This is a genomic window from Paramicrobacterium humi (assembly GCF_900105715.1).
GTDB classification, from domain to species: Bacteria; Actinomycetota; Actinomycetes; order Actinomycetales; family Microbacteriaceae; genus Paramicrobacterium; species Paramicrobacterium humi.
Window position 1 is genome coordinate 1621747 of the sequence record NZ_FNRY01000001.1, and the last position, 23615, is coordinate 1645361.

The following is a 23615-nucleotide window of genomic DNA, read 5'->3' on the forward strand; positions in this document are numbered from 1 at the left end:
GTCAGTAAATCCCTTCATCGTCTTCATCGAACGCGGCGTATGCCTCGTCGGTATCTCTATGCGCGCTCATTTCGGAGAGATGCTCGGCCATCCGCTCGAAACGGTCCGTGGGGGCCGGCAGCGGGGTTCCGCTGATGGCGGCGTTGGTGCGGGCGGAGTACTCACGGTCGCTTTCAGGCGTGTGCTGGAAGAACAGTTCAGCAAAGTTCGCGTCAAGGTCTCCGGTCCGGCGGTCTTGGCATTCCACCCACCCGCCGTCCGGGTGGCGCAGCCAGATGGCGGAGGGGTTGTACGGGTCGTACCGGAATTCCCAAAGGCCGCGGTGTCGCACGTCGTTCGATTTGTGCCCACGGAACTCGTTCAGCTGTGACGAGTCGTACTCCCGGCGTTGATAGGTGACTCCGGTCGCGCCAATGGTGCGATGCATGGTGGGGAGCAGGTCGATGAAATCCGACCGGGTGAGCGGCAGGACGACGCTGGCGGTCACGCAGGAGGCGCGCTGTAGGACCTCGTTGGGCGTGTACGTGATGGTCGGGTCGAATAAGTCGGTCAGGCCGTCGTGTTTGCGGTTCTGCCAGTCACGAAGCACCCAATCCGTGAACAGCTCGTGCACAGCTTCCGCGGAGAGCAGCTCTTCCTTCTCCGGAGCCCGGCCACGGTACTCAGGTGAACGACCCGTGTAGCCAGGGAGCTTCTGGGCAAACAGTGTTCTGATGCTGCCGAACGTGCGCTCGACGATTCCCTTGTCCGTCGGCGTGTGGATGGCCGACAGGGTCGCATCCAGACCGAATTTCTCGCAAGCGGCGAGGAAGACCGTCGAGGCGTAGTCCTTGCCGTTGTCCATCATGATGCGCCTGGGGAACACATACGGCTGCCGGTCGGCCAGGCGCTCCAACTCGTCCGTCTCCAGCAGATTAAGACCAGGGTTAGCCAGCTGCAGGGTACGGCGGTGGTCACTGCGGTCGGGACGATTCTGCAACGGCACGAGCGCCTGTGCCAGCAGCAGCGCGTGGTCGATGCCTTTGGCGGCCTCGAGCCGGATTGTGGATGCCAGGATGCTGCGCGAGGCAGCATCGACCATGATGGTCAAAATCGGGCGGACCGCGTTACCTTCCCTGTTGCGGACAAGGACATCCAGCGGAGTGGAATCAACCTGGACTTGAGCCCCAGGCACCAGCTCGGCTGACTTGGCCATACGGCGCTTCGGCTGGTTCGCCTTGGTGCGACGTGACTTCGCCGACCCGAACGCGTGCCGACCATCATCCATCGCCTGTAAATACCGGTACATCGTCGACACGGCCGGGACCTTAGATGCATCGTAGTCGCGCAGCAATTGCGCATGAGCTCGCTCGATGAACTCTTTACGCGTCAGAGTCGCGCCATTGACTTGCTTACTCAGAAGCTCAGCTAGAACGGTGCGCACATGCTGAGGGACCAGGGCGGCTTGCGGGATGGAGTCATCCCGTCGCCGGCCGTCGACGAGGGCGCTGGTTCCTGCGTGCTCGAACGCCAACACATGCCGTTGAACCGTTTTGGGTGATGCCTTGTGACCAGCTGAGCGCAACTCTGCGGACTTCGCGTTGATGCGTGCGGTCTTCGTCGTCAACGAAAGGTCGTATGCGGGGTCGGCGCACGGTTTATCGGGGTGGACGCCGGTGATGACCTCAGTCGCATGTCCAGCCCAGAATCGCACGTCGTCGGCGAGTGTCTCGTCATCGAATGCGCGCGGGGATGTGGCCTTGTACGGCGGCATTCCAGTGACGCGCTGCGCGAGCACTGACAACGGCATGTCGACGAATGAACCGTCGGTGTTGTGACGCAATCGAACGGCTGTCGTGCTGTGGTTCGCCAGAGTGTATGTGGCGCCATCGTCGAGGACGACGGGAGCGCTGTAGTCGAGTTCACGCATTCGGGGCCTCCGTGATGAGGGTCGTGTCAGTGAGTCGCTGGGTGATGTCGCAGGAGACTTCGCGAGTCCACAGCAAGTGCAGGAGGTGCGAGCGGCCCTGCGGCAACGCGTCCGGAGCGAGCAAACGGGCAGCCTCCCCGAACGGCATCCGGCTCACCCGAAGCGCTGAGATGAGAACGTGCGTCGCGGCAGCTCCGGGCCGAAAGGCGGGGTGCTTGAACAGACCGAGGAACTTCAGATTCCGCTCGGTCGCCGCAGGAAGCCCCGTGAAAAGCAGATACTCCCAGCCGACGCGCTCGCACACCGCCGACGTGCGCGCGAACTGCTCGACGGCAGCATCCTTCACATAGCGGCTGGCCTTCACATCGATGAGCAACTGCTCGCCGGTCGCTCGCATCGCGATAGCGTCCGGGAAATGCGAGGCACCGTTGGAGAAGACGAGCTTCATGGGCTGGGTCGCGACAGCGACGATGTCAGCCGTATGGTCCAGCCAGCGCAGCATGCTCGCCTCAAGCAACGACTCGTGCCAGACCAGACGCCGGGTTTGGGAGAAGAAGTAGAACCCGTGATAGTTGCGCTGCTGCGGGTACCGGTTGCCCTCACGAATGCGTTGAGCAAGATACAGCTCCCGCTCTAACAGATTCGCCGAAGCCAGCTCCTCATGTGCGGTCGACGCTGCGTCTAGCCAGGAGACGGTGCAGTCCCCGGGATAGCCGCGCCCTTGGTTTTTGACGGTCATTGTTAGCTCATTGATGTCCACGCTCTTCGTATGCGCCGAGTGATCCTCGCAGACGCGAGAAGCGAGCCATAATGTGTCCTAAAAGAGCATAAAAAAGCTAGAAGGGATACATGCTGTAGTGTTTTCTCGTGTCTGATCCTCGCTATATTCCTCGTGACTATTGCCTTGAACCGGCCGCATTCGGGAAGGCGGCCGAAGTCAAATGGGCACCGAGCCAGATGAGGATCGGTATGCCGGCCGGCCCCGAAGTGCGTTCCGTGCTACGCGAGCACCACCGGCTCAATGCGGCGAAATTGCAGCACGCATATGTGGTCCGCATCCGCGCGCAAGGGGCTGACCGGGGTTTAAGTGTCAAGGCTCTCGCCAGCGCGATGGGGACCACATACCAACGACTCTCGAAGATGTTGCGCGGGGAAGTGATCATGCGGTTGGAAGACCTCGCAGCCGCCGAGCAGATTCTTGGCGGCATCACCTCACCGCAGATGAAGCAAAAGCAAAAGACCGTGGAACCGCCTCCTATTTCGTATAAGTCGAGAGCCATCGAAGAAGCGAGTGCTCGATACATGGCAAACCACCAGGGCGCCCCAAGGCCCTAGCCACGGTCCGCTGGACGCCTCTGACAGGACCGAGCCGGCCGGTGACGGCGCCTGATTGATAAAGCTACGTCGCACTTGTCGTTGGCGTTACCGGGATGGCATACATTTTGATTCGTCCCCGATGGGTGACCGCCGATTCCATGGTTGGAGACCGCACTTGTAGGCGGAGCCGAACTTTTGACCGCTGTGAGCACCCGCATTGGGCGCAATCATTGATGGGTGGGTGTGGAGCCGTGGCCACAGATCTCAGCGGCTTCTCTGCGACGAGACAGACGACATTCGCCCTGAACTTCAGCCTCTTGCGGATTACCTGCTCACGCACCATGGCAAAGCAAATTCTCTGGAGCGATGGCATCACAAGAGCAAGTGCGCCGCCGTGCTCCGCGAACTTGCCGAGGGAACCCTGCCTCTCGCCGCCGATGCGATCATCACCAGAGCCCAGTCGGGGCAGTCCGTGGCATTCCTCCTCTCGCTGCTGGTTCGCTCCGGCGTACTGCCGGAGCTTGACGTCGAGGCCGCGCGCTTCGACCACTGGCTCGAGAAATGGTTATCAGAGGTCGGGCACGCCGAAGACCGGCTTGTCCTGCGCCGGTACTGCACCTGGGAGTTGCTCCGTTCGACGCGCACATTCCGGGCGGTGTCTCGCGGCCCATCGAACCCTGCGACTGGGTTCCAGCGGCAACGCGCAGCGCTCAAACACTGCGCCGCGCTCCTGCACGAGATCAGATCGCAACACGAGACGCTCGCCACCTTCCCCCAGCGTCGCCTCGACGCGTTTCTCACGGACTCTCCAAGCCAGCGAGACGCGTTGGCACCCTTCACCCGCTGGCTGCGACGCCACCATCTGAGCACCCTCCGCGTCGAGTTCCGGCCGAGTCGCCTCGAGGGCCGGCACTACGAGTCCGACCACCGATGGCAGATGGCCCGCCGATTCCTCACGGACACGGACATGGACTCCAAGACCCGGGCTGCGGGCCTGCTCGTGCTCCTCTACGGCATCCAGCTCACCCGCATCATCACCCTCACCCGCGATCAGGTCGACGCGACATCCCAGCCCGTGAAGCTCACTATCGGGGCGGAACCGATCGAGCTCCCCAAGGTTCTCGGAGACGCGATCATCGACCTCGTCGACGCGTCGATGCGCCATCCCGAAGGATGGCTATTCCCCGGCAGAAACCCGGGACTCCACCTCACCCCGGGGCCGATCAGTCGCCGCCTCCGCGCCGAAGGGCTCCGCTCCGGAAGCGCACGGACAACCGCCCTCATCGAACTCACCCGGCAGATGCACCCGCGGATCGTGTCCGACTTGCTCGGCATAACACCGGCGTCGGCCGCCGCGTGGTCGCGCCTCGCCAGTGGGGACTGGTCCGACCACCCAAAGATCCGCTCGGCGTCCGATTGATAACGAAGCTCAGCCCAGCAGCGCCTTCGCCGCGTCGGCGAGCGTCCCGGTGGTGGGCTGGTAGTAGGCCCATTTCCCGCGCTGCTCGCGGGTGACCAGGCCCGCCTCGACGAGCAGCTTCATGTGGTGGGAGACCGTCGGCTGCGACAGGCCCACTGGGTCGGTGAGGTCGCAGACGCACATCTCGCCGGCACTGCTGCCGACGATCATGGAGAGCAGCTTCACCCGCGTCGGGTCGCCGAGCGCTTTGAAGACCTTCGCGAGGTCGTGAGCCGTGCCGTCGTCCATCGCCTGGCCGGGGGCGCAGCAGGAGCCTGCGCTGGTGTCGATAGTGACGGGCAGTGCGTTCATGGCTCCATTCTGCCCGACGTATTGACATCTGTCGATATGAGCCTCAAGATCGTTCCTGTCTCACATCGAAGAACGTCAATGCATGGAGGTCGCAGTGAATCCCGTCGTCGTCATCGGGGCCGGTCCGCAGGGACTGGCCGCCGCAGCCCACCTGATCGAGCGCGGGCTCGACCCAATCGTCCTGGAGTCCGGCGACGCCACCGCCTCGGCCGTGGCCGAGTGGGGCCACGTGCGCCTGTTCTCGCCGTGGACCGAGCTCACTGATGCTGCCTCGCGACACCTACTGGAGCCGACCGGATGGTCGGCCCCGACGCAGGGCTACCCGACCGGCGCGCAGTGGATCGAGCAGTACCTCGCACCCCTCGCAGAGGCCCTCGGCGACCGCGTGCGCTACGGAGCGCGGGTCGTCGGCGTAGGCCGCAAGGGCCGCGACCTCTCCGTCGACGACGGCCGCGCCGAGCAGCCCTTCGTCGTCCACGTCGAGCGCGCGGACGGCACCGAGGAGCGGATCGAAGCGAGTGCCGTGATCGACGCCTCGGGCACCTGGCGCACACCGAGCCCCGCCGGAGCTGACGGGCTCCCTGCCCTCGGCGAGAGCGCAGCGACAGACGCAGGCCTCCTGGAGCACCGCATGCCCGCGATCGAGGACGCCAGTGCCCTGGCTGGCCAGCACGTCGTGGTCGTTGGCAACGGCCATTCCGCCGCGACCACGATCGGGATCCTGTCGCGGGTGGCCAAGCGCGAGCCGGGGACGCGGATCACCTGGGTGCTGCGCCGCGGCACGGTCGGCAACACCTTCGGCGGCGGCAGCGCCGACGAACTGCCGCAGCGCGGAGCGCTGGGCCAGCGCGCGAAGAAGGCCGTCGAGGACGGCCTCGTGGACCTCGTGACCGGGTTCCGCACCGAGCAGGTCGTCCTCGCCGCCGGCGAGGCGGTGCTGGTGGCAGAGGACGGCCGCCGGCTCGCGCCTGCCGCTCGGGTCTTCGTCGCCACCGGCTTCCGTCCCGACCTGTCCTTCCTCTCTGAGATCCGTCTCGACCTCGACATGCGCCTGCAGGCCCCGTCGAAGATCGCTGCGGAGGTCGACCCGAACGTGCACTCCTGCGGCTCCGTCCGGGCCACCGGCGCGGCCGACCTCGAGCAGCCCGAGCCGGGGTTCTACATCGTGGGAGCGAAGTCCTACGGCCGTGCGCCGACGTTCCTCGCCCTGACCGGGTTCGAGCAGGTGCGCAGCGTCGTCGCCGCGATCGCCGGGGACCGCGAGGCCGCGGAACGGGTGGACCTCGTTCTGCCCGACACGGGCGTGTGCGGCGGCTCGGGGCTCTTCGATGCGCCGGACGAGTCCGCCAGCGCGGGATCGTGCTGCGCGCCGGCCCCGCAGCTCATCCAACTCGGCGTGGGTTCGGCATCGTAGGTTCACTACCCTTGGTTCAGGTCAGTGCTGGCTGTATAGTTCAGTGCATGCTGACCATTGCTTCTCGCCTCGACGTCATGAACCGGCTCGGCCGGGCCATGGCGGACCCGACGCGCTCCCGGATCCTGATGACCTTGCTCGTTGGCCCGAGCTACCCGGCCGTGCTCTCTCGCGAGCTGGAGCTGACGCGCTCGAACGTGTCGAACCACCTGACCTGCCTACGCGACTGCGGGATCGTGGTCGCCGAGCCCGAGGGTCGGCAGACCCGCTACGAGATCGCGGACCCGCACCTGGCGGCGGCGCTGACGGCGCTGGTGGACGTGACCCTCGCGGTCGATGAGCACGCGCCGTGCGTCGACGCCGAGTGCACGGTGCCGGGCTGCTGCGCGACGAGGGCGGGCGAGTGAGCGCGGCGTGTGGCTGCGAGCACGAGCCGGAGAGCATGGTGGGCGAGGAGTCCGAGGAGGCGGAGCGCCCCTGGTGGCGGGACCGCGGGATCATGGTCCCGGTCTTCTCCGGCGTGGCCTTCCTGATCGGCCTCGTCCTGGAGTGGTCCGGGCTCGAGTTCCCGGCGCTGGTGGCGTTCTGGATCGGCCTGTTACTAGGCGCGTCGACGTTCACCCCCGGCGCGATCCGCAAGCTGTTCCAGGGCAAGCTCGGTATCGGCCTGCTGATGACCATCAGCGCGGTCGGCGCAGTGATCCTCGGCTACGTCGAGGAGGCCGCCGCGCTGGCGTTCCTCTACTCGATCGCCGAGGCCCTGGAGGACAAGGCGATGGACCGGGCCCGTGGCGGGCTGCGGGCGCTGCTCAAGCTCGTCCCGGAGACCGCGACGATCCGCCAGGACGGGGCCTCGGTCGAGGTCGCGGCCAAGGATCTCGCCGTGGGCCAGGTCATGCTGGTGCGTCCGGGTGAGCGGATCGCGACCGACGGGATCGTCCGTACGGGGCGCTCCAGCCTGGATACGTCGGCGATCACCGGGGAGTCGATCCCGGTCGAGGTCGAGCCCGGCGACGCGGTGTCGGCCGGGGCGATCAACACCGCCGGTGCGCTGGAGGTCGAGACGACCGCGGCGGGCACCGACAACTCGCTGACCACGATCGTGGAGCTGGTCGAGCAGGCGCAGGCGGAGAAGGGGGACCGCGCCCGCCTCGCGGACCGCATCGCCCGCCCGCTCGTGCCCGGCGTGCTGATCCTCGCCGTCCTGGTGGCGGTCATCGGGTCGCTGTTCGGCGACCCGGAGCTGTGGGTCACCCGCGCCCTCGTGGTCCTCGTCGCGGCGTCGCCGTGCGCGCTGGCGATCTCCGTGCCCCTGACGGTGGTCGCCGCGATCGGGGCGGCGAGCAAGTTCGGCGTGATCATCAAGTCCGGTGCGGTGTTCGAGCGGTTCGGCGTGATCCGTCACGTCGCCGTCGACAAGACCGGCACCCTGACCCGCAACGAGCCCGCCGTCACCGCGGTGCTCACTGCCGACGGCGTCACTGAGTCGCAGGCTCTGGCCTGGGCGGCCGCGCTGGAAAAGCACAGCACCCACCCGCTCGCTGCGGCGATCACCGCCGCTGCGCCGGGTGCGCCCGCGGCGGAGGCCGTGACGGAGCAGGCCGGTCACGGCATCGAGGGCACCCTCGACGGCGCGCGGATCACGGTCGGCAGCCCGCGCTGGCTCGACGCCGGCCCGCTCAAGGACCGGGTCGCGGGCCTGGAGGAGCAGGGCATGACCGTCGTGATCGTGCACCGCGACAGCGCCGCGGTCGCCGCGATCGGCGTCCGCGACGAGCTGCGCCCCGAAGTCCCCGAGGTCGTCCGTACGCTCGCCGCCCAGAGCATCGGGACGACCATGCTCACCGGCGACAACGCCCGCACCGCCCGCGCCCTGGCCGCGCAGGCCGGGATCGAGGACGTGCGCGCCGAGCTGCGCCCGGAGGACAAGGCCTCAGCGATCGCCAAGCTCGGCGAGAAGCACGGGTCGGTCGCGATGATCGGCGACGGCATCAACGACGCCCCCGCCCTCGCCGCGGCGGACATCGGGATCGCGATGGGCACGACCGGTTCCGATGCCGCGATCGAGTCCGCCGACGTCGCCTTCACCGGCCACGACCTGCGCCTGCTCCCGCGCGCGTTCGACCACGCCCGCCGGGGACGGCACATCATCAACCAGAACATCATCCTGTCGCTGCTGATCATCACCGTCCTGCTGCCGCTGGCCCTGTTCGGCGTCCTAGGCCTCGCGGCCGTGGTGCTCGTGCACGAGATCGCCGAGGTGATCGTGATCCTCAACGGGCTGCGCGCCGCGCGCACCAGGAAGTCGATCGCGTGACCGCGCAGGGCACCGTCGTCGCCGAAGGGACGAGCCCGCCCTCCCCGAAAGGTCGGAGGGCACTCGGCGTCGCCCTCGCGGTCGCCGTGCTCGCCGTGGCCCTCGATCAGGGGTCGAAGGCCCTCGCTGTGGCGCAGTTGACTTCTGGCGAGCGGGTTCCGCTGGTCGGCGACCTGTTCGGCCTGTCCCTGGTCTACAACCCCGGAGCCGCGTTCTCGCTCGGCTCCGGGTCCACCTGGATCTTCACCCTCGTCGGCCTCCTCGCCGCCATCGCGGTAGTTGTGTTCGCTGTGCGGCTGCGTGGCGCGCGGTGGGGTGCCGCGTTGGGCCTGGTCCTCGGCGGCGCGGTCGGCAACCTCGTCGACCGGCTCCTGAACCCGCCCTCCTTCGGACAGGGGCAGGTCACGGACTTCCTCGCCTACGGCGACCTGTTCGTCGGGAACGTCGCCGATGTCTTCGTCGTCGCCGGTGTCGGCCTGGTCTGCCTGAACCTTCTCCCGCCAGGCCCGGACCGGGCGTCGAACGACGCGCGATTCGAGGATGCCGCATGAAGGTCGAGTTGCTGCACATTGTCGGTTGCCCGAACACGGACGTGGCCGAAGCCAACGCGCGCGCAGCACTGGACGCTCTTGGATTCAGGGCCGTGCCTGTCGAGCTGGTCACGATCCGGACCGAGGCCGAGGCGGTAAGCACCCGGTTCGGAGGCTCGCCCACGATCCTCGTCGACGGCGTCGACCTGTTCCCGACAGCACCGGTCCGCTCGCTCGCGTGCCGCGTCTATGCGACGAGGAACGGGTTCGCCGGAGCGCCTACGCAGGAGCAGATCGAAGCAGCGCTGCGAGGCGCGTCCCGGTAGAGCAAGAACGGGCTGTAGCGCGATCGATGGCGCACGCCTCACGGCACATCGGTGTTCGCCGCAGGGACCAGGAAACCCGGAAACACAGCGGAGAGGCAGGGCCATTGGCCGCTGCCCCTCCCGTGCTCGCAGTCCCTCAGACGAGCAGTTCCGCCAGCAGCGTTTCGACGCGACCTTTGATCTCGTCCCGGATCGGGCGCACGGCATCGATGCCCTGTCCGGCCGGGTCGTCGAGCTTCCAGTCCTCGTAGCGCTTGCCGGGGAAGAACGGGCACGCGTCGCCGCAGCCCATGGTGATCACCACGTCGGAGTCCTGCACCGCTTCGGTGGTGAGCACTTTCGGCTGTTCGGCGGTGATGTCGATGCCGACTTCGCGCATCGCCTCGACGGCGACGGAGTTGATCTGGTCGGCGGGTATGGATCCGGCGGAGCGGACCTCGACGCGGTCGCCTGCGAGCTCGCGGAGCCAGCCGGCGGCCATCTGGGAGCGCCCGGCGTTGTGGACGCAGACGAAGAGGACGGAAGGCTTCTGGTCAGTCATTGTTGTTCGCTTTCGTTCAGTCGGTGAGCGTGGCGAGGAGCTCGCGGACGCGGCCCTCGATATCGTGGCGGATCGCGTCGACCCCGTCCGGGGAAGCGAGAGCCGGGTCGCCCACGGCCCAGTCCTCGTAGCGGACGCCGGGGATGATCGGGCAGACGTCGCCGCAGCCCATCGTGACCACCACGTCGGCCGCGCGCACGGCGTCATCGGTGAGCGGCTTCGGGAACGCCGTCTCGGCCTCCTGCTCGCCCTCGATCTCGGTGAGCAGCGAGCGCACGTGCGGGTGCACGTCCGACGCCGGGGTGGATCCTGCGGAGCGTGCGACGACGCGGCCGTCGGCGAGCTGGTTGACGATCGCGGCGGCGAGCTGGGAGCGGCCCGCGTTCTGCACGCAGACGAACAACACCTGCGGCACCCCGGCCGAGCGGTCCCGCGTCAGGTCGGCGAGGCGCTGCCGGGCGAACCGTTCGGTCAGCGGGATCATGTGCGCCGTCAGCTTCGCCGAACGCACCAGGCCGGCGTAGGACTCGCGCACGATCGCGATCACGAGGTCCCGGTTCAGCCCGGTCAGCTCGTCCGCGAGTTCCTCGGCGAGGCGGGTCACGCGGGCGTCCATCTGCTGCAGGGCCGCGGCCCGTGCCGCGGTGTCTTCGGGTTCGTCGGTGACGGCCGCGGCGGGAGCGAACGCGTCGAGGAGGGACGCGACGGCGCGCTGCTTGCCCGGTGCGATGCGGTAGTACACCCAGGTGCCGCGCCGCTCGGACAGCAGCATCCCGGTCTCCTTCAGGACTTTCAGGTGGTGGGAAACAGTCGGCTGCGACACCTCGGCGAGGTCGGCGAGGTCGCACACGCAGGACTCGCCGCGCGGGTCGGTCGCGATCGCCGAGAGCATCCGCAGCCGCAGCGGGTCAGCGAGCGCTTTCAGTGCCCCGGCCACGGTCGTGGCGGCCTCGGTGCCGATCGCGTGCGCCGTGGACGGCGCGCACGCGTCGGCGTCGGAGATGACGGTCGTGTCGGTCATGACGTCCTCGATTCGGTGGCGTAGGGGTCGGTGTGGAACCAGGCCTTCGCGGCCCAGAGCGAGACGTAGACCAGGCCCACGAGCACGGGCACTTCGATGAGCGGGCCGACGACCCCGGCCAAGGCCTGGCCGGATGCCGCGCCGAAGGTGCCGATCGCGACCGCGATGGCGAGCTCGAAGTTGTTGCCCGCTGCGGTGAACGCCAGCGTCGTCGACCGTGCGTAGCCGAGACCGAGGCCCTTGCCGAGCAGCAGCCCCGCGAACCACATCAGGCCGAAGTAGACCAGCAGCGGCAGCGCGATGCGCGCCACGTCGAGAGGCTTCGCCAGCACCGCGTTGCCCTGCAGTGCAAACAGCAGCACGATCGTGAACAGCAGCCCGTAGAGCGCCCACGGCCCGATCCTCGGGAGGAACTTCTCTTCGTACCAGTCGCGCCCCTTGCGCTTCTCGCCGATGAAGCGGGACGCGAAGCCCGCGATGAGCGGGATCCCGAGGAACACGAGCACGTTCAGCGCGATCTTCCAGACCGAGATCTCCAGTCCCTGTGCGTCCAGGCCCAGCCAGCCCGGCAGCACAGTCAGGTAGAACCAGCCCAGCACCGAGAACATCACGACCTGGAAGACCGAGTTGATCGCGACGAGCACCGCGGTCGCCTCGCGGTCGCCGCAGGCGAGGTCGTTCCAGATCACGACCATCGCGATGCAGCGGGCGAGACCGACAATGATCAGCCCGGTCCGGTACTCGGGCAGGTCCGGCAGGAAGATCCACGCGAGCGCGAACATCACCGCGGGCCCGACGAGCCAGTTCAGCACGAGCGAGGAGACCAGGAGCTTCTTGTCACCCGTGACGGCTGCGACCTTGTCGTAGCGGACCTTCGCGAGCACGGGGTACATCATCACCAGCAGGCCCAGCCCGATCGGGACCGAGATCCCGCCGACCTCCATCGCAGACAGCGCGTCGGAGAGCGCCGGCACGAACCGGCCGAGCACGAGGCCGGCGACCATCGCGAGGCCGATCCAGAGCGGCAGCCACTTGTCGAGGGTGGAGAGCCGTTTCGGGGCGGTGCGGGTCAGGGCGTCGGTCATGCGAGCAGCTCCTCGAGCTTCGCGACGTAGACGGGTTTCGGGTGCGCGCCGATCAGCACGTCGACACGTTCCCCGTTCCGGTAGAAGCCGAGGGTCGGGATCGAGGTCACGCCGGCCGCGGTCACGGTCTCGGGGTTCTGGTCGGCGTCGATCTTCACGATCTTCACCCGGCCCTCGTACTCGCCGGCGAGCTGGTCCAGGATCGGGGCGATCGCCCTGCACGGGCCGCACCAGGTCGCCCAAATGTCGACCACGACGGGCAGCTCGGACTCGAGCACCTCGGTCTGGAAGGTGGCGTCGGTGACGGGGGTGACGGTGCTCATACGGAGACCTCCAGAACAGGCTCGGAAACGGTGGCGGGTGCGAGGTGCGACAGGTAGTGCTGGGCGTCCTGCGCGGCCGCGCAGCCGGTGCCCGCGGCGGTGATCGCCTGCCGATACGTGTGGTCGACGAGATCCCCGGCCGCGAACACCCCGGCCAGATTCGTCCGCGTCGACGGGTGCGCGACCCGCACGTACCCGTCCGCGTCGGTGTCGACCTGCCCAATCACGAGCTCGGAGCGCGGGTCGTGCCCGATCGCGACGAACACCCCCGTCGCGTCGAGCCTCCGCTCGGCCCCGGTGATCGTGTCGCGCAGCGTGAGCCCGGTGACCTGCTCGTCGCCGAGGATCGCGGCGACCTCGCTGTTCCAGGCGACCTCGATCTTCGGATCGTCCAGCACGCGCTGTGCCATGATTCTCGACGCTCGGAACTCGTCCCGGCGGTGCACGACGGTGACTTTCGATGCGAACCGGGTGAGGAACAGCGCCTCCTCCATCGCGGAATCCCCGCCACCGACCACGGCGATCTCCTTGTCGCGGAAGAAGAACCCGTCGCAGGTCGCGCACCACGACACCCCGTGCCCCGACAGGCGCTCTTCCTCGGGGAGGCCGAGCTTGCGGTACGCGGAACCCATCGTCAGGATCACCGCCCGCGCCCGGTACGTCATCCCGGCACCCGTCTCGATGGTCTTCACGTCGCCGTCGAGCTCGAGGCGAATCGCGTCGTCGTAGACGATCCGAGCGCCGAAACGCTCAGCCTGCGCCCGCATCGACTCCATCAGCTCCGGCCCCTGCACGCCATCGACGAAGCCGGGGAAGTTCTCCACCTCGGTCGTCGTCATCAGCGCACCGCCCGCGGTGACCGAGCCCGCGATCACGTTCGGCGCAAGACCCGCGCGGGCCGCGTAGACCGCCGCGGTGTATCCGGCGGGACCGGACCCGACGATGACCAGTTCGACTTCTTGATTCGACATACTTCTATATTGACATCTATCGAATCAGTTCGCGAGCCCATGCCGGCTTCGTCACCGGATGTTCACCTACCGTGCTCAGGCAGGGCTGCCAACGCCCTTCGCGCGTGACCTCCGCATCATCGACGAACAGTGCATGAAAAGTGCACTCTTCAACAATCGGACCTACCAGTATCCTTTGCCCCGGGCGGGGTCTCCGCCTCTCCGCTCGAATCGGGGAGCGGGGCCTTCGCCCCGCGTTATCAAGACCAGGCGAGGAGGGACGGCTGTGTCCCTTCCACGAAATCCCGTCATTAGCCATGACCTCTTTATGGCTAATGCCGCGCATATCCCCTCTGACCGCACGTCCGTGCAGGTCGGAAGGGACACATGCACACGCAACTCCAGACACTTATCGAGCAGCACTCGGCGGACCGCGACCCCATCTGTCGTGCTTTCGCGGCCGCGGAACTCGCCTATCACCAGGGTGTAGTCATCGACGTTGGCAATCGTATGCGCCGGTGGATCGAAAGCATAAACAAGGTAGAGAGGTTTGTGCTGCACGAAGGTCGCGCACCCCGCGAGCGACCTGAGGCTGGCAGCGAACAGCAGGATGAGCGATCGCTTGCGAACTGGCTGCGATATCAGAGGCGGCCCGCCACGCGGGACTCGCTGTGCACTTACCAGGTTCGCCGGCTGGAAATGATCCCCGGGTTCTCCTGGGACCCCTTGGGGGAAGCGCAACGGGAATTTGAGCGCGCCTACGGCGAGTTCTTCGCGACGCACCGGCGGGCTCCGCGCTACCGTTCCGCGGACGGGGCTGAGCGCAGCCTTGCGAACAGGGCAGCCAAACGCCGGGCCCTTGCTGCCCGTGGAGCCCTGAGCGAGGAAGAAGTGCAAAGACTTCGCGCCGCGGGAATACCCGTTCCGAGGCGCCGGAAATGAAGTGTATGCCGGTACGGGAGAATCGCCCGACACCCGGTGGATACGGTCGCCAGTATGAGCATCTCGACGGACGGCGTTGCCCAAGGCATCCATCATGTGCGCACCATTTCAGGTGCGACATACGTGCTGGACCTTGACCGGCAGGCCGCATCGCGGTCAAGAGATGGGGGCGGACCGGAAGTCGCGGAGGAGATGGATCTGCTCGAGATCGTCGAGTGTGAGATCGGGAAGCCTCTGCATCTGGTGGTTCGCCCTCACTGGCCCGGAATCGTTCGTCTCACGTGGCGATCTACCCCGGTCACGGACATCTACGAGGTCCGGACATGACGGCCACGAACATCCTTCGAGCGCGTCGGCCCTCGGCAGCTAGGCCGCCTGCTGACGTTCGCATTGCGATAGCCGCGACGCCCAAAACGTACGTAATGCCGACCGTGCAAGACGATTCTCCGCCGTTCGGCACCGCGGAGAGGCTATGAGCCGCGTGGACGAGGGAGGCCACGAGTTGACCTCCGGTGTGTGGCGGGTGCGTACGCGTTCCGGAGCACGTTACCTGCTCGATCTCGATCGTCACGTTCTGGTTCGTGAGCGGGGTCTGACGAGTTTCTCGGCGCCGTTGCGGCGTGATGGCGACGAGGCGATTCTGCACGCTGTTGTGGGGTGTGAGGTGGGGAAGCGCATGCTTCTTTTGATCGACCTTTCGTGGCCGGGCGTGACGTGGACACGACGGTTGACCACTCCAGTGGTCAGTATTGAGCAGATCGGCGATGGCGATGATCTTGAGGCGTGAACTCCGACATGCGAACCGCGTTGGGCTCCTCGGTGACGTGCACGCAGACCTGAACCATGTGCTTGCCGCGACAGGGATGCTGAACCACAAGGGCATCAAACTTGTCGTTCAGTTAGGCGACTTTGGCTTCGTGTGGAACGGCCCCGGGCGCGAGGCCACGCTTGACCGCCTGGACCAGTTCCTTCACAGCCGAGCCCAAACGCTCCTCTTTCTCGATGGAAATCACGAAGATTTCGACCTGCTCGAGTCCTTCCCGATCTCATCCGATGGCGTGCGTTGGATCCGCGACTACATTGGGCATCTTCCGCGTGGCTACCGGACACGCCTTATCAGTGGGCATTCTTTGGCGGTGCTCGGTGGGGCGAACAGTATTGATGTCGGCTACCGGCAGCGAGGGTCCAGCTGGTGGGAGCAAGAACAGATAACCGACGAAGACGACCTGGCACGGCTCGGCACCCAGCACGCAGATGTCTTACTCAGTCACGACGCTCCGTTGCATGTTCCCGCTCTCGACGCGACCTTGCGAAGTGCCGACAAGTATTGGCCGCCTCGCTCGCTCGCGTATGCGCGCGCTGGGCGGCGGATGTTTCACAAGGGGTTTCTGCAGGTTCGGCCTCAGCTCTCAATCGGCGGGCACTATCACCAATTCATCGACGCCACCGTCGACTACGAGTTGCCAGACGGGGCCTTCACGAGCCGCGTCATCGTGCTCGACGAAGGAGGCACGTTCCGCGGCAACTGCGCCATCCTCACACTCCCCACCCTCGACATCGAGGTCTTCGACGTCGAGGGCCGCCCGTACCCGGAAAGGGACGATGATGACGAGCAAGAATGACGCCGACGAGACGAATGGGCAGTCGACAAGTGACGAGGCACAAGAGAAGAGAGACACGGAGAAGGGAGCTGCCTCGAAGCGGCGTCAGCGTGCGAAGGTTGAGGAACACGGGATGCCGGAGGCGAAGTATCTCGACGAGCTCTTCCAGGAATTCGTGGTCCTAGCACGGCCGCTCGCGATCTTCTCGAGACCTAGTGGCGAGATGGACGTGGTCAACTCCGTCGAGGGAATGATCGCTCTCACCGCCCATACCGGGAGCCACCCCGAGCAGTCACCGCTGACATTCCGGGTCCCCAGCGAGGTCGAGCGCTACGCGCGACTTAGCATCATCGAGAGGCAGTACAGAGTGGAGCTCGGGACGCACCTTGAGCATCACACCGCGACGAAGGTGAAGCAAAGTAGAGGGAAGGGTGACAGCGCTGATCGTGTTCCGCTTCAAGGCGTCGATGCCGCTACGGTAATGTTCCACTGGCTCAACCGGGGCCGGCTGCCGAAATGGGTGCGACTTGACTCGTTAGAGCGAACGGTATGAGCGAGGCGACCGGCGAAGATTCCACCAGGGACAGCGTCACCGAGCTGACACTCCAGGATCACGGAGTCTGGCGTGTCTGGACCCAAGGCAGCTCACACATTCTCGATCTCGAGAAGCAGACCGTCACACGTGTTTCAGGGGAAGGGCGCCCGACGAGCATCAATGACGCCACGCGGCCCCTTCGAACCCTTGAGGCATGTCGCGTGGGTGCACCGGGGGGCCTGTTGTTGGCGATGAGAACGAGTAAACTGCTACCCGTCCGCTGGCCGAATTTCCCCAGAGCCCCTTTGAATCAGGTCCACCGGCAGCAGAATTTGCCGTGCTGGCGAGCTGTCACCCTCGATGCGGGAGAAGATCCGCTCAGCCACAGTGACGCCAATCGCTTTTGGGTTTTGCGCTATCACAGTGATGCCTGGCTCGAGCAGGTCGTATAACTCGCTGTCGTCAAAGCCGACTAGGGCCACTTGGTGTTGAAGTCCGAGATGTCGCAGACCGCGGATTACTCCTCGGGTCACCAATATTTGCCCAGCGAAAATCGCGGTGGGGGGATTCTCTCCTTGCATCACCGCGATCACGTTGCGGTATGCCTTCTCCTCGTCGAGATCTTCAACGATTGTCACTTCGCTGATGTCGATTCCGGCCCTGACAGTCTCGTCAAGAAAGCCTCGTCGCCGTTCGCTGATCGTGAATAGCGAGTGGTCCGCACCGAAGTATGCGAGCTTGCGGTGGCCTTGCTCTATAAGGTGGCGTGTTCCGAGTGCGGCTCCCGCGCGGACATCGCTGAGTACGGCGTCGGAGTCAACACCAAGAGGCATGCCGTCGACTATTACAATCGACATGCCGCGCTGTTGCTCCTGCGCAAGCTCGCTGTGGCTGCGTGTTGGGGTAGCGATTACGAGCCCGTCAAGCCGTCTGCTGATCAATGCGTTCAATAGCCTGCGCTCGTGCTCCGCGTTGCCGTCCAAATTGGAGGTAAGTACTAGTGTGTCGTGCTCTGTTGCTGTCTGCTCGACCGCCCACCGAACCTCCGACCAGAACGGGTTCGGGTTCGCAGCCATCATCATGCCAATCATCCTGGTGCGCTTTTCCCGGCGTCGCAGGCTGGCTGCTTGAAAATCCGGTCTGTATCCAAGCGCGCTGATTGCGCTCCAGACGCGTTGTGCCGTCTCCGGAGTTACGTGAGGTTCCTCGTTGATCACCCGTGAAACCGTCTTTATCCCGACGCCGGCGAGTTGGGCAACGTCGCCCATATTTGGCCGTTTGGGTGGCTTTGGCGGCTCTCGTCGGGACGGTACCGATGTCGTCATGAACCCTCCATCCTGAACGGCCCTTCGCCGGTTAGCACAGCCTAACGCATCGTGTGACATGGATATCAACGAGCCCCGCGTAGTCTGGAAGTAGAGTGCTCTCTGCGCGGACGCCTCAAAATGGGACGTGCCTCGAATGCCGCGAGAACTGGCTCTCGGGCTGCGCCGTGAGGCGACACTTGAGTAATCGCGGTCGCACGCCGACACGCGCCAGAAGGTAGTTGACAACGATGTCAAAATTCCGTCACACTGTGGGTACGTCGAAGGTGACAAGACACAGGAGAAGACACATTATGAGTACATCGCTTACTCTCAACCGTCGAACGCTGCTGATGCTCGGTGCGGGGGCCGGCGTTATGGCCCTCGTCGGATGTAGCGGCGGTGCCCAAGGGGGCGCTGGCGCTGGCAAGGTCGAATGGATCGAATCGCGGAGCGGGAGCGAGCCGACCGTGAAGGCTCTCAAAGCGGTGGTGAAGAAGTATCAGGAGACGCACCCTGATTTCCGCCTCGCAATCAACCCGATGCCGGATCGGCCAGCATTTGACCAGAAGATTCGACTTCTCGCGTCAAGCAACGCGCTACCAGCAATGTTCGATGCAGATCCGGAGCCGTTTTTCGGGAAGATCGCGAAAAGCGGAGCGGTGGCAGACATCGGCGCGCTCTATAAAGAGTTCGGTATCACGGACAAGTTCTTCCCAATCTCGTTGAAGTACCCGAAATGGGATGACGGATCACTCGACTTGATCACACTCAACGCCAATATTGAGTACTTCTGGTACAACCGGGAACTCTTCGACAAAGCCGGCGTTACCGTGCCGTCGACACTGGAGGAGTTCACGGAAGTGTGCTCCCGTCTGCATGAAGCCGGAATTACCCCGATCGCGATCAACGGCAAAGACGGCTGGCCGTACTACCGATACCTCGCAATGGTTCCATTCCGCCGCGTGGGGAACGACTTCATTAATGGTCTGAAGGACGGCGACGAGTCGATGGGAAGTGAGATCGGTCTCGAGGCAATTCGCTTCTTGCAGAAACTCGCGCCGTTCTTTCAAGACGGATTCAGCAACACGGCGTACACGGACGCTTCGGATCTGTTCACCACCAAGAAGGCCGCCATGTTCTACTCGAGCACATACGGACTGCCGAACTTCCTCAACTCGTCAGGCGACCTCGACGACGCCTACGGCTACTTCCCCATCCCGCCGACAGGTGGTGCGGACGCCATGCCGACATCAGATGGATTTGCAAACTCAGGAGTGGGCACCGCAGTGCGCGCCGACGCGCTTACCGATGAGCTGAAGGACTTCCTGCAGTTCTTCTTCGACAACTACGGCCAAATCGCATTTGAGCAGTTCCGTGTGATCCCGTCGTTGAGGCCCACTTTGAATGACTCAACTCCGGATATCTACCGCAAGGTCATTGAAGACATCGGCAACGTCAAGACTTACGCGAAGGTCTGGGACGTTGAACTGGACCCGAGCGTCAACACGGTACTTGGCCGCGAGAGCGCCAACCTCCTAACCGGTCAAACAACGCCTGAGAAGTTCGCAGCCCGAGTCGACGCCGCAATCAAGGAAGCGGTGGCCTCCCGGTGAGGAACCGCCGAATCGTTTACAAATCGAGAGGCGGCCTGACCTGAAATGACTCATACGCAAGCGGGGAAACGTCACCGAGGCAAGCTGTCGGATTGGCTCTTCGCCTTACCTGCAGTACTCGTGTTCACCGCCATAGTCTTTGTTCCCGTCGTCTGGTCTATGTCACTCAGCGCGTTCAAATGGGGCGGCTACGGACCGATGCGGTTCGTGGGCTTTGAAAACTATGTGCGCCTACTCCACGACGAAGTAATGCGAACCGTTGTACTGAACAACCTCGTCTTCACTCTGGTCGGCTCGCTTGTTCAGATCAGCATCGGCATGATCATGGCGCTCCTACTACTCTCAATCCGCGCATTTCGAAACCTGGTTAAAGTCGCGTACTTCATTCCATGCGTGATCTCGTCAGTAGCCATTTCTTTGATATTCGTCCGACTCCTCTCGGCCGAACCCGAAGGAGTGGTGAATGCCGGACTGGGCGTGCTCGGATTGGACGGTCTTCGAGGTGCCTACCTTTCCGACCCAAACCTCGCCCTGATCATCGTGACCCTAGTCGATGCCTACAAATTCTGCGCGATCTACATGGTGATCTACTATTCCGCCTTCATGGCTGTAGATCAGGAGACGTTGGAGGCGGCCTCGCTCGACGGAGCGAATTGGTGGCAGCAGTTCGTCTATGTGAAGTTCCCCCTCATCAAGGGGGTCGTAATCGCCACCGTCATCATGGTGGTCAGCGGAACCCTAAAAGGCTTCGACGTCTCGTACATCATGACAAACGGTGGGCCAGGGGCATCAAGCGAGTTGGTCTCAACGTACTTGTACAAGACGGTCTTTACCTCCTTGGACTTCGGATATGGCAGCACCATGGCAGTGTTTCTCGCTGCCGAGTGTCTGTTGATCGTCGTCGTCATCCGCTGGATCTTCCGCAAGCACGAGATGGAGGACTGATCATCAAACGTCATCGTAACCCGGTTAGTCGGGGCCTGATCTACGTCGTCGTCGGCGCTTTTCTCCTGGTACAGGTTTATCCCATTGCGTGGGTGCTGATGTCCTCGTTCAAGACGCCTGAACAGCTCGCGGGAACACCCGCATATGCGCCGCCGACACAGTTCTACATCGGTAACTTCGTTCGCGCTTTTGAACAAGCGGACCTGCTCGCGTACCTGCTGAACAGCACGCTTGTGGCGCTTCTCACGATAGGCCTGACCATCGCCATCGGTGCGCCTGCAGCATACGCCATAGAGAAGCTGAGAATTCGAGGTGGACGGCTCGTGCTGGGCTACCTTCTCCTAGGCATTACAGTCCCCGTGTTCGTGGCGCTCCTGCCGATGTTCCAAACGTTCAACGCCGTCGGCTTGCGGGATACATACTGGGCACTCGTCATCCCGCAAGTGGGTTTCAACCTTCCGCTCTGCGTGTACCTCTACTCGGGGTTTATGAGATACATCCCGGACTCGCTGATTGAAGCCGCGACGATTGAAGGTGCCGGGCGCTTTAGAGTGTTCATCTCCTTGGTGTTCCCCATGTCCCTGAACACCACAATCACGATCATCGCTTACAACTTTGTCTTCGTTTGGAACGAATTCGTATTCGCCAACACGTTCCTCAGTGAACCGCGGATGAAGACCTTACCGGTGGGCCTCAACGACTACGTCGGTGTGATGGGGCAAACCGACTTTGGCGCCACATACGCCGCAATCGTGGTCGCGATCGTCCCAACCCTCGTCCTTTACTTCTTCCTCAACCGCCGCGTCATCGACGGTATGGCCGCAGGGGCCGTACGCGGATAACACAAACCGTCTTGCCAACCATCGAAAGGGTGCATTGTGAAAGTTGATTTGACATCAGGCTGGCAGGTCCTACAGGACGTCCACCACGCCGGAGAAGCGCTCGGACTACCTTCCGGCGACCTCGACCACACCGAGATCGGCCACCAATTATCAGAGTGGGAACCCATCGACCGACTGCAGCATCTGCAAGTCCTTTTCTCCGCCGAACCATACTGGGGCAGGGAACTCAGATACTTTAACCAGGCACCATGGTGGTACAAGAACGAGTTCACTCTCGACGAAGAAGGAAGCCATCTCGAGCTCCGCTTTAGCCACGTCGACTACTACTGCGAAGTCTGGCTGAACGGTTCAAGACTGGGCAGCCACGAGGGCTACGCGGTCCCTTTCAGTTTCGATGTGACAGATCTTGCACGTCGTAATGGCGAGAAGAACCTCCTCATCGTCAAGGTCTGGTCGCCGTGGGACGACGACGTTCAGGACGCTCACCACGCGAAACGCGCCTTCAAAGTTATCCGCAACATGGTCAAAGGCACCTACGAACACGATGACGCCCTCATAGCCCGAGATGTGAACCCCGTCGGAATCTACGGCGATGTCGAACTCATCGTGACAGACGCCGTACGCATTACCGAACAACCGTCAATCCACTACGAACTCGACGATGGCAAATCGTCAGCCGCCATCGCGATCTCCGCAAAAGTCGCCGGCTCAGGTGAGGCTAAGGTGACCGCAACGATCACCGACGTGACAACCGGATTCGTCGTCGCTAGGGTGACCCAGGAAGTGGAATTAAGCGCCGAGCCCACGAGCGTCAGGATCGAAGCGCGCGTCGAGGGCATCGTCCTCTGGAACACTTGGGACGTTGGAGAGCCAAGGCTCTACGACGTTGAGTTGCGAGCGGGAGAGGCAAATACCAACATCAAGTTCGGGTTCCGAACCGTCGAAATGGTGCGTAACGAATCACAGACCACACTGATCCTCAACGGCAAACGCCTCTACGTTCGCGGCACTTCATACTTCCCCGACGTCTATCTCTCCACGCTGACAAGCGAACGCTACCGGCGCGATCTCCACGCCATTCGTGAGGCCGGCTTCAACCTCATCCGGATTCACGTGCACATCCAACAACCGGAGTTCTACACCCTATGTGATGAACTCGGCCTCGCAGTGATGCAAGACTCCGATTACAACTGGACGCATCCTGAAGATGAGGAATGGGTGAAGCGACTGACAAGCATTTATGTCGATGCGATGCGGATGTTGGATCACCACCCCTCGATCGTCACATGGATCGGGCTGAACGAACCCGGCTTCTTCGGCACTCTCGACCACAGCGGAGGCAAGGCCCTGACGGAATCGCCGGGACCGCAGATGTACGAAGCAATTACAGCGGCTGACCCTACGCGCCCTGTAATCAGGGGCTCATTTTGCAACTTCGACCCTCTAAGCGGCGACACCCACAACTACCGCGGATCACTCGAAGGCAACCACGAGGACTACGTGGAAATTGATGGAACGACAGAGAAGCTCAATACTGAGTTTGGATTCGACGCTCCCGGTTGTGAAGCAAATCTCCGCAGCGTGCCGCGGGTTTACAAGCGGCTCAAGTCGGCCCTTCCGCGGCTTGCCGCGATCCAGCACTATCAGGCGCGCTTGATCAAGTACTACATCGAGCACTACCGGATGCAGCGGTGGAACCCGAATTCCGGCTACATCCAGTTCATGTTTATCGACCTCTCGCCACAGAGCTTCTACGGTGCATATGACTGGTGGGGGCACCCGAAGCCGGTGGTTGATGAACTACTTATGAGCAACCAGCCCGTGACGGTACTTGTAGAGCAGACCGCGGAGGAAGCAACCGGTGTGCTACTGATAAACGACTCGCCCCGTTCCTTCGGCACAGTGGCAGTAACGGTGGCTGTCAGGGACGAAGGGCGAACCCTCCTTGAAAAGACGAGCGAGGTCGATCTCGGCGCACGCGAGCAGGTTCGCGTGCTCGACCTTGAACTGAACAAAGCAGATTCGGCCCGGATCGATGTCCGCTTGAGCGCAGTATCAGGGTCCGGAGAGGTAATCGCCAGAAACCAGTACGACGACATGTTCGGCCATCCCCGGCATGTAGAGGGGCACCCGCACCGCCTCAGCCATGATTTCGGGATGCGTTTGTACAACGCTTAGCCGTTCTAGGCAGGCGCCTCTCCGAGGGGCCGGAGTTTCGTCGCGCCAATGGGCTGTGCATGCGCTTGCACAGCCCATTGGCGCGATACTGATTCGGGAGACGGCGTGGTTCGGGCCGCTGAACTACGAGACCCAATTGGGAAGTCAC

25 protein-coding genes are annotated in these 23615 nt (G+C 63.8%); 16 read left to right on the forward strand and 9 right to left on the reverse strand.

Annotation, left to right across the window (positions count from 1 at the left end; all coding sequences use genetic code 11):
* Position 1: 1 nt before the first annotated feature.
* Positions 2-1909 (reverse strand): TnsB C-terminal domain-containing protein, encoded by a 1908-nt coding sequence (locus tag BLV49_RS08130; protein ID WP_091182431.1) that lies wholly within the window; start codon positions 1907-1909, stop codon positions 2-4.
* Positions 1902-2669, reverse strand: a complete 768-nt coding sequence (locus tag BLV49_RS08135; protein ID WP_091182433.1) for a TnsA-like heteromeric transposase endonuclease subunit — start codon at positions 2667-2669, stop codon at positions 1902-1904. The genes BLV49_RS08130 and BLV49_RS08135 overlap by 8 nt, the downstream gene beginning before the upstream one ends.
* 107 nt (positions 2670-2776) lie before the next feature.
* Between BLV49_RS08135 and BLV49_RS08140 the strand changes: the two genes are divergently transcribed.
* Positions 2777-3244 (forward strand): helix-turn-helix domain-containing protein, encoded by a 468-nt coding sequence (locus BLV49_RS08140; protein WP_143033998.1) that lies wholly within the window; start codon positions 2777-2779, stop codon positions 3242-3244.
* Positions 3245-3620: 376 nt separating this feature from the next.
* Positions 3621-4646: a hypothetical protein gene (locus tag BLV49_RS08145; RefSeq protein ID WP_245723586.1), complete on the forward strand. Its 1026-nt coding sequence runs from the start codon at positions 3621-3623 to the stop codon at positions 4644-4646.
* A gap of 9 nt (positions 4647-4655) precedes the next feature.
* Here BLV49_RS08145 and BLV49_RS08150 read toward each other — a convergent pair whose 3' ends face one another.
* Complete coding sequence (locus tag BLV49_RS08150; RefSeq protein ID WP_091182437.1) at positions 4656-4997, reverse strand: ArsR/SmtB family transcription factor; 342 nt, start codon at positions 4995-4997, stop codon at positions 4656-4658.
* 82 nt (positions 4998-5079) lie between these two features.
* On the opposite strand from BLV49_RS08150, the gene BLV49_RS08155 reads away from it, so the two are divergent.
* From BLV49_RS08155 to BLV49_RS08175, 5 genes are read left to right on the forward strand one after another with little or no spacing between them, the layout of a single operon-like run.
* Positions 5080-6411, forward strand: coding sequence for an NAD(P)-binding domain-containing protein (locus tag BLV49_RS08155; protein ID WP_091182439.1), 1332 nt, complete (start codon positions 5080-5082; stop codon positions 6409-6411).
* 47 nt (positions 6412-6458) lie between these two features.
* Positions 6459-6818: a Cd(II)/Pb(II)-sensing metalloregulatory transcriptional regulator CmtR gene (gene cmtR / locus BLV49_RS08160; protein WP_091182441.1), complete on the forward strand. Its 360-nt coding sequence runs from the start codon at positions 6459-6461 to the stop codon at positions 6816-6818.
* Positions 6815-8728, forward strand: coding sequence for a heavy metal translocating P-type ATPase (locus BLV49_RS08165; RefSeq protein ID WP_176980777.1), 1914 nt, complete (start codon positions 6815-6817; stop codon positions 8726-8728). Before cmtR ends, BLV49_RS08165 begins: the two co-directional genes overlap by 4 nt.
* The gene (lspA, locus tag BLV49_RS08170; RefSeq protein WP_024356154.1) at positions 8725-9279 is read left to right on the forward strand and encodes a signal peptidase II; all 555 of its coding nucleotides are present in this window, start codon (positions 8725-8727) and stop codon (positions 9277-9279) included. Before BLV49_RS08165 ends, lspA begins: the two co-directional genes overlap by 4 nt.
* Complete coding sequence (locus BLV49_RS08175) at positions 9276-9584, forward strand: hypothetical protein (protein WP_010157044.1); 309 nt, start codon at positions 9276-9278, stop codon at positions 9582-9584. The genes lspA and BLV49_RS08175 overlap by 4 nt, the downstream gene beginning before the upstream one ends.
* Before the next feature lie 136 nt (positions 9585-9720).
* Here the strand turns inward: BLV49_RS08175 and BLV49_RS08180 are convergent, their stop codons facing one another.
* The 5 genes from BLV49_RS08180 to trxB are packed head-to-tail and all read right to left on the reverse strand — an operon-like array spanning position 9721 to position 13525.
* The gene (locus BLV49_RS08180) at positions 9721-10125 is read right to left on the reverse strand and encodes an arsenate reductase ArsC (protein WP_010157043.1); all 405 of its coding nucleotides are present in this window, start codon (positions 10123-10125) and stop codon (positions 9721-9723) included.
* Between the two features lie 16 nt (positions 10126-10141).
* Positions 10142-11146, reverse strand: coding sequence for a metalloregulator ArsR/SmtB family transcription factor (locus BLV49_RS08185; protein WP_091182444.1), 1005 nt, complete (start codon positions 11144-11146; stop codon positions 10142-10144).
* Entirely contained in the window at positions 11143-12231 is a 1089-nt protein-coding gene (arsB, locus tag BLV49_RS08190) for an ACR3 family arsenite efflux transporter (protein WP_091182445.1), read from the reverse strand. Before arsB ends, BLV49_RS08185 begins: the two co-directional genes overlap by 4 nt.
* Positions 12228-12554 (reverse strand): thioredoxin, encoded by a 327-nt coding sequence (trxA, locus tag BLV49_RS08195; RefSeq protein ID WP_091182447.1) that lies wholly within the window; start codon positions 12552-12554, stop codon positions 12228-12230. The genes arsB and trxA overlap by 4 nt, the downstream gene beginning before the upstream one ends.
* A complete protein-coding gene (gene trxB / locus BLV49_RS08200) occupies positions 12551-13525 on the reverse strand; it encodes a thioredoxin-disulfide reductase (RefSeq protein WP_091182449.1) in 975 nt (324 codons plus the stop codon). The genes trxA and trxB overlap by 4 nt, the downstream gene beginning before the upstream one ends.
* Positions 13526-14014: 489 nt before the next feature.
* Here trxB and BLV49_RS17495 point away from each other — a divergent pair, with 489 nt between their 5' ends.
* The 5 genes from BLV49_RS17495 (at position 14015) to BLV49_RS08225 (ending at position 16600) form a co-directional block, all read left to right on the forward strand.
* A complete protein-coding gene (locus BLV49_RS17495; protein ID WP_491522687.1) occupies positions 14015-14446 on the forward strand; it encodes a Helicase associated domain protein in 432 nt (143 codons plus the stop codon).
* A 54-nt stretch (positions 14447-14500) separates the two neighbouring features.
* Positions 14501-14773, forward strand: coding sequence for a hypothetical protein (locus tag BLV49_RS08210; RefSeq protein WP_143033999.1), 273 nt, complete (start codon positions 14501-14503; stop codon positions 14771-14773).
* 145 nt (positions 14774-14918) lie between these two features.
* Positions 14919-15233: a hypothetical protein gene (locus BLV49_RS08215; protein ID WP_091182456.1), complete on the forward strand. Its 315-nt coding sequence runs from the start codon at positions 14919-14921 to the stop codon at positions 15231-15233.
* The gene (locus BLV49_RS08220; RefSeq protein ID WP_091182459.1) at positions 15211-16068 is read left to right on the forward strand and encodes a metallophosphoesterase family protein; all 858 of its coding nucleotides are present in this window, start codon (positions 15211-15213) and stop codon (positions 16066-16068) included. The genes BLV49_RS08215 and BLV49_RS08220 overlap by 23 nt, the downstream gene beginning before the upstream one ends.
* A complete protein-coding gene (locus tag BLV49_RS08225) occupies positions 16052-16600 on the forward strand; it encodes a hypothetical protein (RefSeq protein WP_091182461.1) in 549 nt (182 codons plus the stop codon). Before BLV49_RS08220 ends, BLV49_RS08225 begins: the two co-directional genes overlap by 17 nt.
* 251 nt (positions 16601-16851) lie before the next feature.
* On the opposite strand, the gene BLV49_RS08230 is transcribed toward BLV49_RS08225, so the two are convergent.
* Positions 16852-17907, reverse strand: coding sequence for a LacI family DNA-binding transcriptional regulator (locus BLV49_RS08230; protein ID WP_176980778.1), 1056 nt, complete (start codon positions 17905-17907; stop codon positions 16852-16854).
* Positions 17908-18200: 293 nt separating this feature from the next.
* Between BLV49_RS08230 and BLV49_RS08235 the strand changes: the two genes are divergently transcribed.
* From BLV49_RS08235 to BLV49_RS08250, 4 genes are all read left to right on the forward strand, one after another.
* On the forward strand, positions 18201-19502 hold the full coding sequence (locus BLV49_RS08235; RefSeq protein WP_176980779.1) for an ABC transporter substrate-binding protein: 1302 nt from the start codon (positions 18201-18203) through the stop codon (positions 19500-19502).
* Positions 19503-19622: 120 nt separating this feature from the next.
* Complete coding sequence (locus BLV49_RS08240; RefSeq protein ID WP_218132612.1) at positions 19623-20447, forward strand: carbohydrate ABC transporter permease; 825 nt, start codon at positions 19623-19625, stop codon at positions 20445-20447.
* Positions 20448-20545: 98 nt separating this feature from the next.
* Complete coding sequence (locus BLV49_RS08245) at positions 20546-21289, forward strand: carbohydrate ABC transporter permease (protein WP_218132613.1); 744 nt, start codon at positions 20546-20548, stop codon at positions 21287-21289.
* A gap of 36 nt (positions 21290-21325) precedes the next feature.
* A complete protein-coding gene (locus BLV49_RS08250) occupies positions 21326-23467 on the forward strand; it encodes a glycoside hydrolase family 2 protein (protein ID WP_091182477.1) in 2142 nt (713 codons plus the stop codon).
* The last annotated feature ends 148 nt before the right edge of the window (positions 23468-23615 follow it).

Coding starts and splice junctions, on each gene's coding strand:
- BLV49_RS08210 (WP_143033999.1), top strand. CDS start 14,501: ATGAGCATCTCGACGGACGGCGTTGCCCAAGGCATCCATCATGTGCGC.
- trxB (WP_091182449.1), bottom strand. CDS start 13,525: ATGTCGAATCAAGAAGTCGAACTGGTCATCGTCGGGTCCGGTCCCGCC.
- BLV49_RS08175 (WP_010157044.1), top strand. CDS start 9,276: ATGAAGGTCGAGTTGCTGCACATTGTCGGTTGCCCGAACACGGACGTG.
- BLV49_RS08245 (WP_218132613.1), top strand. CDS start 20,546: ATGTCCTCGTTCAAGACGCCTGAACAGCTCGCGGGAACACCCGCATAT.
- BLV49_RS08150 (WP_091182437.1), bottom strand. CDS start 4,997: ATGAACGCACTGCCCGTCACTATCGACACCAGCGCAGGCTCCTGCTGC.
- trxA (WP_091182447.1), bottom strand. CDS start 12,554: ATGAGCACCGTCACCCCCGTCACCGACGCCACCTTCCAGACCGAGGTG.
- BLV49_RS08230 (WP_176980778.1), bottom strand. CDS start 17,907: ATGACGACATCGGTACCGTCCCGACGAGAGCCGCCAAAGCCACCCAAA.
- BLV49_RS08235 (WP_176980779.1), top strand. CDS start 18,201: ATGAGTACATCGCTTACTCTCAACCGTCGAACGCTGCTGATGCTCGGT.
- BLV49_RS08155 (WP_091182439.1), top strand. CDS start 5,080: ATGGAGGTCGCAGTGAATCCCGTCGTCGTCATCGGGGCCGGTCCGCAG.
- arsB (WP_091182445.1), bottom strand. CDS start 12,231: ATGACCGACGCCCTGACCCGCACCGCCCCGAAACGGCTCTCCACCCTC.
- BLV49_RS08130 (WP_091182431.1), bottom strand. CDS start 1,909: ATGCGTGAACTCGACTACAGCGCTCCCGTCGTCCTCGACGATGGCGCC.
- cmtR (WP_091182441.1), top strand. CDS start 6,459: ATGCTGACCATTGCTTCTCGCCTCGACGTCATGAACCGGCTCGGCCGG.
- BLV49_RS08185 (WP_091182444.1), bottom strand. CDS start 11,146: ATGACCGACACGACCGTCATCTCCGACGCCGACGCGTGCGCGCCGTCC.
- BLV49_RS17495 (WP_491522687.1), top strand. CDS start 14,015: ATGCGCCGGTGGATCGAAAGCATAAACAAGGTAGAGAGGTTTGTGCTG.
- BLV49_RS08225 (WP_091182461.1), top strand. CDS start 16,052: ATGACGAGCAAGAATGACGCCGACGAGACGAATGGGCAGTCGACAAGT.
- BLV49_RS08220 (WP_091182459.1), top strand. CDS start 15,211: ATGGCGATGATCTTGAGGCGTGAACTCCGACATGCGAACCGCGTTGGG.
- BLV49_RS08180 (WP_010157043.1), bottom strand. CDS start 10,125: ATGACTGACCAGAAGCCTTCCGTCCTCTTCGTCTGCGTCCACAACGCC.
- BLV49_RS08215 (WP_091182456.1), top strand. CDS start 14,919: ATGAGCCGCGTGGACGAGGGAGGCCACGAGTTGACCTCCGGTGTGTGG.